This is a genomic window from Methylobacterium sp. Leaf123, assembly GCF_001423405.1.
In the GTDB taxonomy this organism is placed as follows: Bacteria; Pseudomonadota; Alphaproteobacteria; order Rhizobiales; family Beijerinckiaceae; genus Methylobacterium.
This window is the reverse complement of the sequence record NZ_LMNS01000012.1, coordinates 130,923-148,087: the sequence shown is the minus strand read 5'-3', so window position 1 is coordinate 148,087 and position 17,165 is coordinate 130,923. Positions and strand designations below refer to the sequence as shown.

Here is a 17,165-nt window from a genome sequence, read left to right as displayed (position 1 = left end):
ATCGGCGGGCCTTCTCACATCCAACGGTCCAGGCTCGCATCGTCGCAGCGTCGCCCGCGCCGCAACTCCGCCCGCACAGCGCGCATTGACGGGCAGGATGAGCGCAGGAGGATGCGGTTTGGCAGGGCAGGGACGAAAAGGTGCTGCGCGGGTTGCCGTGGTGACGGGCGGAAGCGCCGGGATCGGCCTCGCCACGGCCCAGCTTTTCGCGCAACGCGGCTGGTCGGTGGCGATCCTGGCACGCGGCGCCGAGCGTCTCGCCGAGGCCGAGGCGCTGCTCGCCCGCGAGGGTGGGCGCGTGCTGGCGATCCCGGCCGATGTGGCCGACGCCGCGGCGGTCGAGGCGGCGGCGGAGCGGATCGAGCGCGAACTCGGGCAGATCCGGGCCTGGATCAACAACGCCATGACCACGATCGTCAGCCCGGCCGATCAGGTCACGCCGGAAGAGTACCGCACCGTCACCGGCGCGACCTATCTCGGCACCGTCCACGGCACGCTGGCCGCCCTGCGCCGGATGAAGCCGCGCGACCGCGGCGTGATCGTGCAGGTCTCCTCCGGGCTGGCGATCCGCGCGGCGCCGCTCCAGGCGCCCTATTGCGCGGCGAAGTTCGCGATCAGCGGCTTCACCGACTCGCTGCGCGCCGAACTAATCCACGAGAACAGCCGGATCGCGCTCAGCGTGGTCTACCTACCGGCGGTCAACACGCCGCAATTCGGCTGGACCCGCACCCGGACCGGCCATGGCCAGCGCGCCCCCGATCCGGTCTTCGATCCGCGTCTATGCGCCGAGGCGATCCACCATGCGGTCGAGGATCCAACCCGCGAGGTCTGGGTCGGGCGAACCTCGGTGCTGATGGCGGCGGCCCAGGCTCTCCTGCCCTCCTACGCAGACCGCAAGGCGGCGCAGAGTTGGGATACCATGGTGAAGGACGCGGCGGTCCCGGATCGGCGCGGCAACCTCGACGCACCGGCGCCGGGCCCGGCGCGCATCGACGGCGCCATGGACGCGCGGGCCAAGACGACCCGCTCGGAGTTCTGGACCAGCCGGGAGCGCGACGCCCTCGTGCTCGGTGTGGCGGGCGCCGCCCTGCTCGGAACCGCCCTGGCGGCGCGCGTCCTGCGCCGGCCGCTGCGTCGGCTCGGACGGCTCTGAGCCGGCCCTTTCTTCGCTCGCGCATCGTCCCGAAAGGCGGACGCAAAAGCAAAAGGCGGGAGCGCAATCCGACGAAGTGGTCGCCGGTTCGTCGAAAGAATGCGCGTCAAAACAAGGATCTAGAGACGCCGGCCTGATGCCATCGGGTCGGATACGGCTCTAGAGCATCGTCCTGGATCTGATATCCAGGACGATGCTCTCGCAGCGGACGGATCGAACCGTCCGATCTCCGGCCCGCCCGCGGGCACCCATGAGGATTTGCCCGTGCCCGGTTACCTGCCCTTCGCCGGCGCCCTGAAGCTGCCCGCCTACACCTGCGACAATTGCGGGTTCTGGCAGCGTCACTTCGAGGCGCCGCCGCATTGCCCGATGTGCCTCGACGCCCGCCACGTCGTGCCGCAGGACGGCTGGCGCTTCCGCACCACGCGCGAGGCGCAAGACGCCTTTCCCTGCCACTGGGAGGAGCTGGAGCCCGGAATCTGGCGCTTCTGGAACGACCCGGTCTCCGGCATCGGCCCGAGCGCCTACCTCGTTCGCACCGAGAACGGGAATATGGGCTTCGAAGCTTGCCCCGTCTTCAGCGAGGCGGCGCTCGACCAGATCGAGCGGCTCGGCGGCATGCAGGTGCTCTCGGCCTCGCACCCGCATTCCTACGGCGCGCTGGTGCAGCTTCAGGACCGGTTCGACCCGGAACTCTGCTTGCCGGCGGCCGACTTCACCTGGAGCGCGGCGCTTCAGGTCTCCTGGCCCTACGACGACTTCCTCGAACCCCTGCCCGGATTGGAGTTGCACCGCACCGCCGGCCATTTCGACGGCCACGCCGTGCTGTTCGACCGCAAGCGCAAGATCTGCTTCTGCGGCGACGCGCTCAAGTTCGAACTCGACCCGAACGACTTCCGCAAGGCGCGGACGATCTCGGCCCACAAGGCCTTCGTACGCGGCGTCCCGCTCACCGTGAACGAGTTGCGCCGCTATCGCGACGTGTTCGAGCGCCTCGATTTCACCCAAACCTGGACCCCGTTCGAGCCCGCCGCCAATGTCGGACGGGCCGAGGTTGTGGCGCTGATCGATGCAATGCTCGGTGGCCGTCCCCACGCCGCACCGGTGCCCTTGGAGGATCTTCGCCGCGGCGGCTGAGCCGGAACGCGTCCGGAGAGCGCCGGCTCAAGCGCATTCGGACGACGTCGCCGCCGGCCCGTCGAAGGAATGCGCACCAAAACAAGGGCTCAGAGACGCCAGCCTGATGTAATCCGGTCGAATACGGGGCCTAAGCTGCGTTTCGAAAGGCGTTTTCTGACTTTCTGAGAAAGATGACACAGAATAAGAGTCGAGAGCGACGCCCTGATTCAAGCATTCAGGACGCCGCTCTCCGTGCCTCGCATGTTAATCCCGCGCTGCCGCTGCGCCCCGAGCGGAGACGATCGGATATTGCGAGCGCTATGGGGCACTCTTTAACGAACGCTCTTTATCATATGTTGTGATTATAGGAGGGGCCACACGCTAATCATTTAAACTTTATTGAGGTCATCCCGAATATTTTTCCTACACGCACCGCTTGTATTCACTTTTAATTTACTTAGGCAAATCAATATTCGCTCAGGGGCGGATTAAAAAACGAGTCGGGCGATTGAGCTCCGTCCCCGACGAATAACGAGATCGCTCCCAATGGCATGGCGTTGGGGATAAGGTCTCGTCATAGGGGTTCTGTCATGTTCCGTAAGCCCAAGCACAGCGACGCCCAGGCGAAGCTCGAGGCACTCGATCGATCGCTCGCGACCATTGAATTCGCGATGGATGGTACGGTTCTGGACGCGAACCGGAACTTTCTCAACGCGATCGGCTACGAGCTCGACGAGATCAAGGGCAAGCATCACCGCCTCTTCGTCGACGCCGCCTATGCCGAGAGCGCCGATTACCGCGCCTTCTGGGAGACGCTGCGCAGCGGCAAGCACGCCTCGGGCGAGTTCCCCCGCATCGACAAGTCCGGACGCAAGATCTGGCTGGAAGCGACCTACAACCCGATTATGGGAGCGGACGGCAAGCCGGAGCGGGTGATGAAGTTCGCGACCGACATCACCGCTAAGAAGAACGAGACGAGCCGGCTCCTGACGATGATCGACGGCATGCCCGTCGCCGTCATGACGGTGAACCCGAAGGACGAGTTCAAGATCAACTATCTGAACCGGACCTCGGTGACGACGCTCTCCACCATCGAGGAGCATCTGCCGATCAAGGTCTCGGAAATGATGGGCCGCTCCTTCGACGTCTTTCACAAGAACCCGCATCATCAGCGGTCGATGCTGGCCGACAGCAGCCGTCTGCCGCACCGGGCCAAGATCCGGGTCGGCCCCGAGACCCTCGACCTGCGCGTTTCGGCGATCCACGGGCCCGAGGGCGAATATGTCGGCCCGATGGTGACGTGGTCGGTGATCACGGCGCAGGTTCAGATGTCGGCGGATGTCTCGCGGGTGGTCGAGGCGGTGCGGTCGGCGGTGGAGCGGATGGGGTACTCGGCGGAGGAACTGTCGCGCTCGGCCGAGGATGCCCGGCAGCGCGCGGCCTCGGTGGCGGCGGGCTCGGCGCAGATGACGGCCTCGATCCGAGAGATTTCGGGGCAGGTCGGCAGCGTGTCCGAGCGCGCCCAGCGGATCGCGGCCCAGGCGGAGACGACCGACGTGACGGTGCGCCAACTCGCCGAGAACGCGCGCAAGGTCGATGCAGTGGTGGCGATGATCCGCTCGATCGCCGACCAGACCAACCTGCTCGCCCTCAATGCCACCATCGAGGCGGCCCGCGCGGGTGCGGCCGGCCGCGGCTTCGCCGTGGTCGCCGCCGAGGTGAAGGCGCTGGCCGAGCAGACCGCGAAGGCGACCGGCGAGATCTCCGGACAGATCGCCGCGATCCAGAGCGCCACCGGCGAGGCGGTGGAGGCCATCGGCACGATCACCGCGGCGGTGACGGACCTCTCGGGGCTCACCCTCGCCATGGCGAGCGCGGTCGAGGAGCAGGCCGCCTCGACGCACGAGATGTCCGGCAACATCGTCGGCGTGTCCTCGGCGGCGGACGCCACCGGCAGCCATGTCGATTCGGTCCGCACCATCGCCGAGGATCTCGCGACGCATTCCGCCGGTCTCGGCGCCAGCGTCGAGAAGTTCCTCAAGGCGAGCTGAGGACGGGACGCGGACGGGAAGAACTGCAAGGCCGAGGTGCCGCCTGACACGAAGATCGATCAGGCCATGCAACCGGGCGCTGCCGAAGGGCTTATCACCACTTCCGCCCTTCGGCGGTTCGGGTCCGTCATGATCGACAGCACATGCCTCCTCCCGCCCGGCTTCGGCCTCTCCGCGGATCCCGTCCTGTTCGGCGTGTGGGACGGTCTCGCCCGGCTGCCGCCCTTGCCGGAGGACGACTTCGCCGCCCTTTGCCAGACCGGCACGGGCGGGGAGGGCGCGGTGCTCACGCCGGCCTCGACCGAGCCCCCCTCGGAGACAGACCCGACGGGCTGACGGGGCCGGGAAGGGCCGCCCTCCTGCGGCCACGTTCCTGGCGAGACTGCGCGGCGCAACGATCCGCGGAGACGCCCTCTTTCATGTCCTTCCTTCAGGGACTTCCGATCGCCGACCTCATCGCCCATTACGGCTATCTCGCCGTCTTCGTCGTCGTCGCGCTGGAAAGCGCGGGCGTGCCGATGCCGGGCGAGACCATCCTGATCTCGTCGGCCGTCTATGCCGGCAGCACCGGCAACCTCAACGTCGTCCTCATCGTCGCCGCGGCGGCCACGGCCGCGATCCTCGGCGACAATGTCGGCTACTGGATTGGGCGCCGCTGGGGCATGCCGCTGCTGCTGCGCTACGGGCACCTCATCGCCCTTGACCACGGCCGGCTGAAGCTCGGGCAGTACCTGTTCCGCGAGCATGGCGGGAAGATCGTGTTCTTCGGCCGCTTCACCGCGATGCTGCGCGCCTACGCGGCGGTGCTGGCCGGCGTGAACCGGCTCGATGCCCGCCGTTTCATGCTGTTCAACGGCCTCGGCGGCGTCGCCTGGGCCGGCATCATGGGCTTTGGCGCTTATGCCTGCGGCCGCTCGATCGAGCACATCGTCGGCCCCGTGGGCCTCGCGCTGCTGGCCTTCGTGATCTTCGGCGGATTGGCGCTGTGGCTGTTCATGAAGCGCCACGAGGAGCGTCTGCTGCTGAAGGCGGAAGCTGCGATCCCCGGCCCGCTGACGCACTGATTTTTCCAAATACACACCGCTATGTCGGCCATGAGGGCCCCTCGCCCCGCTTGCGGGGAGAGGGCCGCGACGACCCCGTCGTCGGCGCGGCGAGGCGGCAGCCGAAGGTGAGGGGGCTGGACGGACAAGCCTCGTCCTGAACCGCCCCCTCACCTTCGCTTCGGCTTCCTGTCTGCACGACAGGGTTCAGACAGGCCTCTCCCCGCATGCGGGGAGAGGGGAGTTTCACTCAGGGAAGACCGCCCTAACCCACCGTTGCCTTGATCGCCGCAGCGACGCGCTTCACGCCGCCGGAGACATCACCGCCCTTGAGGTGGATTCTCAGCGCCCGGCGCTTCCGCTCGGACAGCACGGCGAAATCGCCCCGCGCTTGGGCCGCGATCACCGTCTTGAATCCGAGCTTGCGCCCGGGGATCGGAAGGTCGGCCGACGGGTCGGCGGTGATCTGGAGAAACACGCCGGAGGCCGGACCGCCCTTGTAGGCCTGCCCGGTCGAGTGAAGGAAGCGCGGGCCGAATTCGAGGCAGGTCGCGACCTGACGCGCGTCCCGCACCGTGAGCCGGGCCTCCTGCAGCGCGGCGTGATGCGCCTCGTTGCGCTCCACATAGGCGAGCAGGGCGACGTAGTCGCACGGCTTCACCCGCGCCAGATGCGCGGCCACGATCGCCTCGAAGCCTTCGCCGGAGCGCAGGGCCTCCGCGTTGGCTGCATCGGCGTAGAGCGCGACCGTCTCGTCCTCGAAGATCGGCGTCTCGGCCGGCAGGGCGCCGGTCTCCTCGGCGCTGGCGAACAGCTTCTTCGTCTCGATCTTGCTCGCCTCGACGTCGGGCTGGTCGAACGGGTTGATGCCGAGCACCGCCCCGGCCACGGCGGTGGCGATCTCGAAGCGGAAGAATTCCTGCGGGAGCTGTTCCACCTTATCGAGATCGATACGCACCACCGGCTGCGCCTCGCTCTCCAGGATCTTCACCGCCTCGTCCTGGCGCGCATCGGCCTGGCTCGTCAGGCGCAAGTACACGAACAGCCGATCCTCGCCGTAGACCGCCGGCACGCCGACCGGCTCGCCCTCGACGGGGATGATGCCGACGCCTTCCTTGCCGGTCGATTCGGCGATGAGCTGCTCGGCCCAGGTGCCGAAGGTGCCGATACCGGGCGACGCGATGATCGTGATCTTGTCGCGCCCGAACTCCTTGGCCGCGACGCCCATCGCCGCGCCGAGGCGGACGCCGGGATTGGCGGCGGGCGGCACCGCCGGCCCGCAGGAGCGGACCATCATCCGGGCGCTGTCGAGGAATTCGCGGATCTCGACACCGGCCGCCGCCGCGGGAACGAGACCGAAGGCCGAGAGCACCGAGTAGCGCCCGCCGATCTGCGGCACGCCGAGAAAGATCTTTCGGAAGCCGTCATCCTTGGCCGCCTTCTCCATCGCCGAGCCGGGATCGGTGACGGCGACGAAATGGCGGCCGGCCTTGTCGGCACCGACGACGTCCTTCATCCGGCCGAGGAAGTAGTCGCGGAACACGTTGGGCTCGAGCGTCGAGCCGGACTTCGAGGCGACGATGAACAACGTCGTCTCGAGCGTCACCGCCGCCTCGACGGAGCGGACCTCGTCCGGATCGGTCGAGTCGAGGATGCGCAGCTTCGGGAAGCCCTCGCGGTGGCCGTAAGTGGCGGCGATCACCTCCGGGCCGAGGCTGGAGCCGCCCATGCCGAGCACCACCACGTCGGTGAAGCCCTCGGCGCGGACTTCTTCGCCGAAGCTCTCGTAGAGTTCGACCCGCTCCAGCTCGTCCTCGACGATGCGCAGCCAGCCGAGCCACTTGTCCTCGTCGCGGCCAGTCCAGACCGTGGCGTCATGCGCCCAGAGCCGGCGGATCGCGCCGCTCGCGCGCCAGGACTCGACCGCCTTGTCGGTCGCCGCCTGAAGCGCGTCGTCGAACTTGAAGGTCTGCGCGTCGAGCCGGTGGTCGAGCAGCGCCGCCCGCTTGCCCGCGACCGCGCCGAGCAGGGCGTCGGCGGCATCGACGAAGAGCTGCACGCCCTCCTCGACGAGCTGGCGCGCCACCGCCTCGATGTCGATGCCGGCCTGCTCCAGCCGCGCCATCACGGTCTCGGCCTCGGCGATATTCTCCTCAAGCGTCGCGCGCACCCGGCCGTGGTCGCGGAACGCGTCCATCGTGGCCGGCGGCATGGTGTTGACGGTGTTCTTGCCGATCAGCTCCTCGACATAGAGCACATCGGAATAGGCCTTGTTCTTGGTGCCCGTGGAGGCCCAGAGCAGGCGCTGCGCCTTGGCGCCCTTGGCCTCCAGCGCCGCCCATTTCGGCCCGGAGAAGATGCGCTTGTAGCGCTGGTAGGCGAGCTTGGCGTTGGCGATCGCCACCTTGCCCTTCAGATCCTCGTAGCCGCCGACCTCGTCCAGCTTCTTATCGACGAGGCTGTCGATGCGGCTGATGAAGAAGCTCGCGACGGAGGCGACCTTCGAGACGTCGCCGCCCTTGGCGCCGAACTCGGTCAGCCCATCGATGAAGGCGTTGGCGACCTCCTCGTAGACGCTCTGCGAGAACAGCAGCGTGATGTTGACCGAGATGCCCTCCGCCGTGAGCTGACGGATCGCCGGGAGGCCGGCGGGGGTGGCCGGCACCTTGACCATGAGGTTGTCGCGCCCGACCGCCGCGTGCAGGCGGCGGGCCTCGTTCAGGGTCTCCTCGGTGTCGAGGGCGAGGTAGGGGGAGACTTCGAGGCTGACATAGCCGTCGGCGCCGTCGCTGGTGTCGTAGACCCGGCGCAGGACATCGGCCGCCGCCTGGATGTCGGCAATGGCGAGACCCTCGTAGAGGTCGATGACGCGGGCATCAGACCCGGCAAGCGCGGCCTTGAGGCTGTCGTCGTACTCGGCCGAGTGGCCGATCGCCTTCTCGAAGATCGCCGGGTTGGAGGTGACGCCGCGCAGGTCGTCCTTCTGCACCAGCGCCTGGAGTTCGCCCTTGGCGATGAAGCCGCGGGCCACGAAATCGAGCCAGACCGCCTGCTCGTGCTCGGCGAAGAGGGCGTTCAGCGCGTTCATCTCGATCGTCCTCGCGTGATTTCTTGTGCGTCCCGTGCCCGTTAGATAGGGCGGCACGACGCAGCTTACCCTCCCCCTGTGCGGGGGAGGGTTGATCTCCCAGCCTATTTCTTGTGCTTGGCCACCTGCGCGCGGGCCGCTTCGATCACCTTCTCGGGGGTGAAGCCGAACTTGCCGAGCAGGTCCTTGATCGGGGCCGAAGCACCGAAGGTGCTCATGCCGACGATCGAACCGGAGGAGCCGGCGTAGCGGTCCCAGCCGATGACGCTGCCCTGCTCCACCGCCACGCGCGCCAGCACCTCCGGCGGCAGGACGCTGTTGCGGTAGGCCTCGTCCTGACGCTCGAACAGATCCCAGGACGGCATCGAGACGACGCGGGCCTTCACGCCCTCGCCCTTCAGGGTCTCGTAGGCGCCGACGCAGAGCTGCACCTCGGAGCCCGTGCCGATCAGGATCACGTCCGGCGTGCCCTCGCAGTCGGCGAGCACGTAGGCGCCCTTCGCGGTGCCGGCGGCGGGCGCGTATTTCGAGCGGTCGAAGGTCGGCAGCGGCTGGCGCGACAGGGCCAGAACCGCCGGCTGGTTTTTGAGCGAGAAGATCACCCGGTAGGCCTCGGCCACCTCGTTGGCGTCGGCCGGGCGCAGGGTCACGAGGCCGGGGATGCAGCGCAGCGAAAGGATCTGCTCCACCGGCTGGTGCGTCGGCCCGTCCTCGCCCACGCCGATCGAGTCGTGGGTGAAGATGTGGAAGACCGGCAGCTCCATCAGCGAGGCGAGCCGGATCGGCGGGCGCATATAGTCGGCGAAGACGAGGAAGGTCGCCCCGTAGGCGCGCAGGCCCACGAGCCCGAGCCCGTTCACGATCGAGCCCATGGCATGCTCGCGCACACCGAAATGGATGTTGCGCCCGCCCGGCTCGAACGGGGTCAGCGAGCCCGCGCCCTCGAAAGTGAGGTTCGACTTGTTGGAAGGCGCCAGATCGGCCGAGCCGCCGAGCAGGAACGGCACATGCTTGGCGATGGCGTTGAGCACCTTGCCCGAGGATTCGCGGGTCGCGAGCCCCTTGGCGTCGGCCTCGAAGACCGGAATGTCCCGGTCCCAGCCCGCCGGCAGGCGGCCTTCGAGGAAGGCGGACAGCTCCTCGGCATGCTCCGCATCCGCCGCCTTGGCGGCCTCGAAGAAGCTCTGCCACTGGGCGTAGAGGGCCGCGCCGCGCTTGCCGATGCCGTCGGCGAAGGTGTCGTAGACGCCATCCGGCACGAGGAACTCGGAATCCTCCGGCCAGCCATAGGCGCGCTTGGCGCCCTTCACCTCGTCGGGGCCGAGCGCGTCGGAATGGGCCTTCGACGTGTTCTGCTTGGTCGGCGCGCCGTAGCCGATGATCGAGTTGACGATGATCAGCGTCGGGCGGTCGCTCGATTGCAGGAAGGTCTCGAGCGCCGAGGCGATGGCGTGGGTGTCGTTGGCATCGGCCACCCGCAGCACCTGCCAGCCATAGGCGAGGAAGCGCGCGGCGACCTCTTCCGAGAAGGCGAGTTCGGTGTGGCCTTCGATGGTGATGGTGTTGTTGTCGTAGATCCAGCACAGGTTCGACAGGCGCAGATGGCCCGCGATCGAGGCGGCCTCCTGGGAGACGCCCTCCATCAGGTCGCCGTCCGAGCAGATGGCGTAGACGTTGTAGTCGAACAGCGGCAGGTCGGGTCGGTTCAGGCGCTCGCCCTTGAAGCGGCCGCCCATCGCCATGCCGACGGAGTTCGCCACGCCCTGGCCCAGCGGGCCGGTGGTGGTCTCGACGCCGGTGGTGAAGTGGTATTCCGGATGGCCCGGCGTGCGGCTGTCGAGCTGCCGGAATTTCTTGATGTCGTCGAGCGAGATCGCGGGTGCGTTTCCGCCATCGCTCTCCGCGACGCGGGCGAGATGCAGCAGCCCGTAGAGCAGCATCGAGGCGTGACCGGCCGAGAGCACGAAGCGGTCGCGGTTCGGCCAATGCGGATGGGCCGGATCGTAGCGCAGATACCGGTTCCACAGGGTGTAGGCGACGGGCGCCAGCGCCATCGGCGCACCGGCATGTCCGGAATTGGCCTTCTGCACCGCGTCGATCGCGAGCGTCCGGATCGTGTCGATCGCGAGCTTGTCGCCCTGGCTCAGGGCCGCCTTCGGGCTCGTGTCTGCACCGCTCATGGAGTTCCCGTCTTTCTCGCTTCCATCGCCCGCCGTCTGACGGAGTGCGCTACTGCGCCGCGATGGATTCGCCTACCCTCGACTCGGAATCGTCCGCGCCGCCGCCCCGTTCCTTCGCAGGACCGGTCGCGCGGCTGTAATTGAGGATCGTGTTGACGAGTGCAACATGTGTGAACGCCTGAGGGAAGTTGCCCACCAGCCGTTTCGCACGCACGTCATACTCCTCGGAGACCAATCCGAGGTCGGTGCAGACGCCGATCAGGCGCTCGATCAGTTCGCGGGCCTCATCGCAGCGGCCAAGCCCGATCAGATTGTCGGCGTACCAGAAGCTGCAGGGCAGGAACGCGCCCTCGTTGCCCGGTAGGCCGTCGGTGGTCTGGCCCTCGGTCTCGTAGCGCAGGATGAAGCCCTCGCGCATCAGGTGCCGCTCGACCGCCGCCACCGTGCCGACCACGCGGGGATCGTGCTGGGGCAGGAAGCCCATATGCGCGATCAGCAGCAGGCTCGCATCGAGGGCCTTGCTTCCGTAGGATTGGACGAAGCTGTTCAGCTCGGGGTCGAACCCCTTCGCGCAGACCTCGGCGTGGATCTCGTCGCGGATCGCCTTCCAATGCGCGACCGGCGCTTCGACGGCGTGCAGGTCGTCGTCGCCCGCCATCTCGACGCTGCGGATCGCCCGGTCGAAGGCGACCCAGGCCATCACCTTGGAATGGACGAAGTGGCGCCGCCCGCCGCGCACCTCCCAGATGCCCTCGTCCGGCTCGTGCCACGCCGTCTCGAGGTGCTTGATGATCGCTTGGCCGACGCGCAGGCCTTCCTTGTTCTGCCCCATGCCGCGGGCACGGGCCTGGAACAGGGCGTCGAACAGCTCGCCGTAGACGTCGAGCTGGAACTGCGCAATCGCCGCGTTGCCGACGCGCACGGGCCGTGAATTCTCGTAACCGGGCAGCCAGTCGAGTTCGATCTCCGGCAGAAGCCGTTCGCCGGCGATGCCGTAGAGGATGTGCGCCTGCTCCGGGTTGCCGGCCACCGCCCGGGTCAGCCAATCGCGCCACGCACGGGCTTCCTCGATATAGCCCGAATCCATCAGCGCCAGCAGCGTGAAGGTCGAATCGCGCAGCCAGCAGAAGCGGTAGTCCCAGTTGCGCACGCCGCCGAGTTCCTCGGGCAGCGAGGTCGTGGGCGCGGCGACGATGCCGCCGGTCGGTTGGTAGATCAGCGCCTTCAGGGTCAGCAGCGAGCGGCGCAGGATGGCGTCCCAGGGCGTCTGGAGCGTGCAGCGGCGCGACCACTCGCGCCAGAACCGGTTGGTGTCGTCGAGCCAACGGCGCGGCTCGATCGGCGCAGGATCGTCCTCGTGCGAAGCGCCGTAGCTCAGCACGAAGCGGATCGCGTCGCCCTTGTAGACCGTGAATTCCGAGACCGTGGTCTGGTGGGCGGAGCCGCGCATCGGCGCGTTGGTGCGCAGGACCACCTTGTGCGGCCCGGAGATGGCGCGCAGGTCGCCGAGTTCGCTGCGCGACACCCAGGGCACCGCCGAGCCGTAATCGAAGCGCACGGCCAGCTCCATGCGCATCGCCATCCGGCCGCGCACCCCCTCGACGAGGCGGATGACGTGGCTGCCGTCGCCGACCGGCATGAAATCGGTGACGCGGACCTCGCCCTCATGGGTCTTGTGCGTGGTCTCCAGCACCAGCGAGCCGCCGCGGTAGCGCCAGGAATGCTGCGCTCCTTCCGCCGCCGGGGCGAGTTTCCAGAAGCCGTGCTCCTCCGTCCCGAGCAGGCTCGCGAACAGGGCCGAGGCATCGAAGCGCGGCATGCACAGCCAGTCGATGCTGCCGTCGCGCCCGACCAGGGCGGCGGTGCGCCCGTCGCCGATCAGGGCGTAATCCTCGATCCGTCCCGCCATCCCGGTCTCCGTCGTCGCGTTCTGGACCGAACGGCGCGGGGAAACGCGGGCTTCGGCCTCTCGGGCAGGGCATCACGCGCGAAAACGCCGCGTCGGCGGCGATGCGGTGGACGTGATCGTGGTGCTGCCCCGCGCGAAGTGGCGCAGCGGCCGCGCTTCGCAAGGTTTCGTGGCGAACGATTGTGAAGACCGCGCGGCCGAGCGCGCTCCGACTCAGCGCAGTTCGGAGACGAGGCCGACGACCGAGCTGCTCAGGCTCGTCACACCGGTCGTGACCTTGGTCGCCGCGCCGGAGCCGGCCGTACGGGCCGCATCCCAGACCGCATCGACGGCGGCGAAGGGCAGGGCGCCTGCGGGCAGGAAGCGACTGCCCTCGTCTTCCGCACGCGCCATCGCGGCCGGCGCGGCGACGACCGGCTCGGCCGCGACCTTTGCCGGGCTCGCGGGCTGCGTCGTCGCCATCCGGTTCGCGGCGGCGCGGCGGCGCTCGGTTCGGGCGGCAAGGCGCGGGCGACGCGCCTGAGGCGGAGCGGCCTCGTTCGCCGCGACGAGGGGCACGAGGCGGGCGAAGGCCTCGCTGGCCGGCCCCGCCTCGACTTCGGCGAGCAGGGCCTTGCCCGGATCGAACACCGTCAGGCCGGGCGCCGCAGCCATGGCCGGAACGGACCGCACCGATTCGACCGGCAGCATCGTCGGCCCCTTGGCCGGCTCGCGGCAGACGAGCGACAGCAGGGCGGCGGCCACGGCGAGGGCGAGGGTCGGCAGCAGGGGGGGCAGCACGGCGCGAGGGGTCGCGGACACGTCCGGCTTCCGCAGCGGATCGACGACGCGCATGAACCGGCCCCTCCTGATAGATTCGCGAACAGCTTGAGTGTGCGCCCCGGTTTGCGGCAGAAGCGGGGCCGACAGATGTCGGTTTGTAACCGTCGTTACGGATCGGGCGGGCATACGCCTTGCGTGCGATGCGTCCGCCCCTCACACGGCGGGTTCTGCCAGACCGGCCTCCTTCGAGACCGACCGCCTTTTTCCATCCCCATGCCTTCCTCGAACGGATCGAACCACTCCGGCCCTCGATGACCGAGACCAGCCTCACCGTCGCCGTGATCGATCCGAGCCGCGCCCGCGCCGCGATCCTGGAGGAGGGCCTTCGCGCCTCAGGCGTCGGCCACGTCGTCGTGCTCTCGGACGGACCGGACCTCCAGGCGCGGGTGGCGAGCCTGAAGCCCGACGTGATCGTGGTCCATCTTGAGAGCCCGAGCCGGGACATGCTGGAGCAGATGTCGGGCTTGTCCCGGCAGGCGGAACGGCCCGTGGCGATGTTCGTGGACCGCTCGGACCAGACCATGATGCAGGCGGCGGTCGATGCGGGCATCTCGGCCTATGTGGTGGACGGGCTGCGCTCGGAACGGATCCGGCCGATCCTCGACATCGCGATCCTGCGCTTCAATGCCTTTGCCCGGCTCCAGCGCGAACTCGACGAGGCCCGTTCGGAGCTCGCCGACCGCAAGCTGATCGAGCGCGCCAAGGGCATCCTGATGACGCGCAAGGGCATGAGCGAGGACGAGGCCTACAAGCTCCTGCGGCGGCAGGCGATGAACGAGAAGCGTAAGATCGTCGACATCGCCCGCGCCATCGTCACGGCGGCGGATCTGCTCGGATGAGGATCAGGCTCGGATACGTCCCCCTCACCGACGCCGCCCCCGTGATCGCGGCGGCGGAACTGGGCTTTGCACGCGCCGAGGGGCTCGAGATCGAACTCGCGCGCGAGCCGTCCTGGGCGACCCTGCGCGACCGGCTGGCGCTCGGCCATCTCGACGCCGCGCATATGCTCGGGCCGCTCGCCATCGCCAGCGCACTCGGGCTCTCGGGGCCGCAGGCCCGCCTGAGCGTGCCGATGGCGCTCGGTCTCAACGGCAATGCCGTGACCGTCTCGAACGCGCTCTGGGCCGCGATGGCGCCGCAGAGCGACGGACTCGCCGACGTGGCCGCGGCTTTCTCGGCGGTCGCCCGCGCACGGGCCGGGGAGGGACGTCCGCTCGTCATCGGCACCGTGCATCCCTTCTCCAGCCATTCCTACCAGCTCCGACTGTTCGCCGGCCTGAGCGGGCTCGACCTCGACGCGACGGTGCGGCTGGTGGTGGTGCCGCCACCGGAGACGGTGGATGCGCTGCGGCGCGGGCACATCGACGGCTTCTGCGTCGGCGCCCCCTGGAACAGCGTCGCGGTCGCCGCCGGTCTCGGCCGGATCGCGGCCCTCGGCTGCGAGATCGCACCCGACTGCCCGGAGAAAGTGCTGGCGCTGCCGGCGGAGGGGGCAGATTTCACGCTCCCCCTGGTGCGAGCCGTTCACCGGGCCGGGCTGTGGTGCGCCGATCCTGCCAACCGCGATGCGCTGAGCCGCCTGCTCGCCGAGCGGGCGGAGCTTGATTCCGACGCCGCCCTCATCGCCCGCACGCTCGACGGCGCGCTGATCGTGGATGCGCATGGCACCGAACGCGTGAATCCGGCCTATCTGCGGCTCGGTGGGGAGACCCATCGTCCGGACCCTGCGCACGCCCGATGGACGGTCGCGCAGATGGTCGCCTGCGGCCAGATCGCGCCGGGTGGAGACGAAGCAGAGCGGGCGGTTGCCCTGTATCGGCCGGATCTCGTGCCTGCGATCGCTTGACGGCCCCGCCCCCCCGAAGAACCGCACGACCTCAAATCGATCCGGGCTGCAGCGATCCGGATGCGGCCTCAAAGCACGCATTCGAGGATGGCGATCCAGGGGATTTCCTTGCCCGATCGATTGATCCGGTTCCTCAGATAACCCGTATCGGTCAAGCGGATCTTCTTCGCATCGACGTTGTTGGAGATGTCCCCCCCGATCGATTCGATATAATCGCCGGATATCGAGACAACGATGTCACCGTGCGACGGGTAGAAACTGTCCGCCTCGTAAACCAACTTTGCTTGGTCGTAATCATAGCCCGCCGCGTACTCCCGACCGGCACACACGACATCCCCGATTTTGGGCTTGTATTTGTCAGTGCGCCTTGCAATACATCCGCAATTACTTAGATCGCCGTCCGCAGCGCGCATGGCCCTGTTGATATAGTGACAATGGGCCTCGGTGTAGAAAAACCGCCCCCCCGCCCGGCCTTCTTCATACAGAACGATACGAAAGCCGATGACCGTGCGGGACGTATACCGCCGACGACGGTACGGCCGTCGAGCCTGTTGTTGCCGATACTCTCCCAGTAATCTTTCACGAACAAATAATAGTCTTTACTGTGCTGTGGCTTGCCCCAGGTTTCCCGGCCGGCGCCATCGTCCCACCGCGCAAACTCGTTGCGGCAGGCATCGACCAATTTATAAGTAAAACCCGACATATCACCCCCCATTTATTAATAATCAATCACAATGAATACCCTTCAACGGATCCAGCCCTGAGAAATGCCGGTACAGAACGACCGGCCGCATCATGATCTCCCAGCGCCGCCGTGCGGTCTTGAGCTTCCAGTGTGCGTAGGCGTCGATCTGGTGCTGGACTCGACCTGCCGCACCGGCTTCCACCGGGCTGCTTCGCGCCGCCTTCTTGGCGACCGACGGCGCGGAGTTCCGGATACGGACGTTGATCAGCATCTCCTCCGCGGCCCCCTCACCGGCCGGCACCTGGGCCAGGGTCGGTTGCCAGTAGTCGCGCATCCACAGATCGAGAAGGTAGGCCTGAGCCTCGCGAGTGCGCAGCGCTGCCCTCACCCAAGTGCGGAAGGTCAGCCAATCGTCAGGTTTCAGCGCGCCGTTCTCATAGTCCTTGCAATACCGGGTCCCCACCGGCCCTCTAAGATGCTGGAACGGCTCGCCGAGCAGATCGTGATCGGCCGGCGCCTGATCGCAAAGACCGGCTGCCCTCAACTCGTCGTAGAGAATCCCTTCCTTCCGGTAAGCGACCTTCGCCAGCCGCAGCAGGGCGCTCTTCCGATCATCCGGAACAATCCGGGAGGCGGCGATCCACTCGACGAACTCCTCGAGGTCGCCGACATCGGCATGCGAGATCCCAACGCCGCCGACGGCATAGCTCATGAGATGCTTGCCGGAATCCTCTCCCGTATCGCTGCGCCAGGATTTGCGCGCCGGGTCGTCGGGGAGTCCGTCTCCTTTGACACCCCATTCGGCGACGCCGAGCATCAGGGCGAGTGATCCGAGCCCGCTCGCGGCCTCATGCACCTCGGGCGCACGGTTGTAGGTTTCGACGAGATCTCGGACAAAATCGGCGCTGATCGTCTCGTCGGCAAGATTGTCGTCTGCGGTCTCACTCCAGCGGCCGCCGACCAGATACGCCTCGAAATTCTCGTCCGAGAGATAACGACTGCAACTTCCCGACATCGCCTCCTCCCTGAAAACCTTAAAACGCATCAGTGCACAATCGTGATAACGCGCCTTGACTTCGTATCCTGAATTTAAATCCGATTACAAATTCTATCTTCCCCTACTAAGGCATTAATCCGATTTTTTCCAATCGCCGCATTCTACGATCACTTTCACAACCGGCGGACTCAAGAAGGATGATGCTGTATTTGATATCGGCGGCAGCCCGCGTCAGCGAAACATCGCCTCACGCCCTTCTCCCTGATTGAGCG

The 17,165-nt window shown here is 67.5% G+C and carries 13 protein-coding genes; 7 read left to right on the top strand and 6 right to left on the bottom strand.

Annotation, left to right across the window (positions count from 1 at the left end):
- Positions 1-118 precede the first annotated feature (118 nt).
- The 5 genes from ASF53_RS10375 (at position 119) to ASF53_RS10355 (ending at position 5,387) form a co-directional block, all read left to right on the top strand.
- Entirely contained in the window at positions 119-1,153 is a 1,035-nt protein-coding gene (locus ASF53_RS10375; protein WP_056197646.1) for an SDR family oxidoreductase, read from the top strand.
- Between the two features lie 264 nt (positions 1,154-1,417).
- Positions 1,418-2,290, top strand: coding sequence for an MBL fold metallo-hydrolase (locus ASF53_RS10370; RefSeq protein ID WP_056197643.1), 873 nt, complete (start codon positions 1,418-1,420; stop codon positions 2,288-2,290).
- A 572-nt stretch (positions 2,291-2,862) separates the two neighbouring features.
- Positions 2,863-4,323 carry a methyl-accepting chemotaxis protein gene (locus ASF53_RS10365; RefSeq protein ID WP_056197642.1) on the top strand — a complete coding sequence of 487 codons (1,461 nt, stop codon included), beginning with the start codon at positions 2,863-2,865 and terminating at the stop codon, positions 4,321-4,323.
- Between the two features lie 129 nt (positions 4,324-4,452).
- A complete protein-coding gene (locus ASF53_RS10360; RefSeq protein ID WP_056198404.1) occupies positions 4,453-4,659 on the top strand; it encodes a hypothetical protein in 207 nt (68 codons plus the stop codon).
- 83 nt (positions 4,660-4,742) lie between these two features.
- On the top strand, positions 4,743-5,387 hold the full coding sequence (locus ASF53_RS10355) for a DedA family protein (protein ID WP_056197639.1): 645 nt from the start codon (positions 4,743-4,745) through the stop codon (positions 5,385-5,387).
- Positions 5,388-5,631: 244 nt separating this feature from the next.
- Here the strand turns inward: ASF53_RS10355 and ASF53_RS10350 are convergent, their stop codons facing one another.
- The 4 genes from ASF53_RS10350 to ASF53_RS10335 all read right to left on the bottom strand — a co-directional run bounded on the left by ASF53_RS10350 (position 5,632) and on the right by ASF53_RS10335 (position 13,344).
- Positions 5,632-8,454 (bottom strand): bifunctional transaldolase/phosoglucose isomerase, encoded by a 2,823-nt coding sequence (locus tag ASF53_RS10350; RefSeq protein ID WP_056197636.1) that lies wholly within the window; start codon positions 8,452-8,454, stop codon positions 5,632-5,634.
- 104 nt (positions 8,455-8,558) lie between these two features.
- A complete protein-coding gene (gene tkt / locus ASF53_RS10345) occupies positions 8,559-10,634 on the bottom strand; it encodes a transketolase (RefSeq protein WP_056197634.1) in 2,076 nt (691 codons plus the stop codon).
- A 49-nt stretch (positions 10,635-10,683) separates the two neighbouring features.
- Entirely contained in the window at positions 10,684-12,543 is a 1,860-nt protein-coding gene (locus ASF53_RS10340) for a glycoside hydrolase family 15 protein (RefSeq protein WP_056197632.1), read from the bottom strand.
- Positions 12,544-12,756: 213 nt separating this feature from the next.
- Entirely contained in the window at positions 12,757-13,344 is a 588-nt protein-coding gene (locus ASF53_RS10335) for a hypothetical protein (RefSeq protein ID WP_286134312.1), read from the bottom strand.
- Between the two features lie 272 nt (positions 13,345-13,616).
- Here ASF53_RS10335 and ASF53_RS10330 point away from each other — a divergent pair, with 272 nt between their 5' ends.
- Both ASF53_RS10330 and ASF53_RS10325 read left to right on the top strand, forming a co-directional pair.
- Positions 13,617-14,204: an ANTAR domain-containing response regulator gene (locus ASF53_RS10330; RefSeq protein ID WP_056197630.1), complete on the top strand. Its 588-nt coding sequence runs from the start codon at positions 13,617-13,619 to the stop codon at positions 14,202-14,204.
- Positions 14,201-15,211: a CmpA/NrtA family ABC transporter substrate-binding protein gene (locus tag ASF53_RS10325; protein WP_056197629.1), complete on the top strand. Its 1,011-nt coding sequence runs from the start codon at positions 14,201-14,203 to the stop codon at positions 15,209-15,211. Before ASF53_RS10330 ends, ASF53_RS10325 begins: the two co-directional genes overlap by 4 nt.
- A gap of 68 nt (positions 15,212-15,279) precedes the next feature.
- On the opposite strand, the gene ASF53_RS24915 is transcribed toward ASF53_RS10325, so the two are convergent.
- Both ASF53_RS24915 and ASF53_RS10315 read right to left on the bottom strand, forming a co-directional pair.
- Entirely contained in the window at positions 15,280-15,696 is a 417-nt protein-coding gene (locus ASF53_RS24915) for a DUF2272 domain-containing protein (RefSeq protein WP_286134372.1), read from the bottom strand.
- A gap of 240 nt (positions 15,697-15,936) precedes the next feature.
- Positions 15,937-16,941: a hypothetical protein gene (locus tag ASF53_RS10315; protein ID WP_156635483.1), complete on the bottom strand. Its 1,005-nt coding sequence runs from the start codon at positions 16,939-16,941 to the stop codon at positions 15,937-15,939.
- Positions 16,942-17,165: the final 224 nt, after the last annotated feature.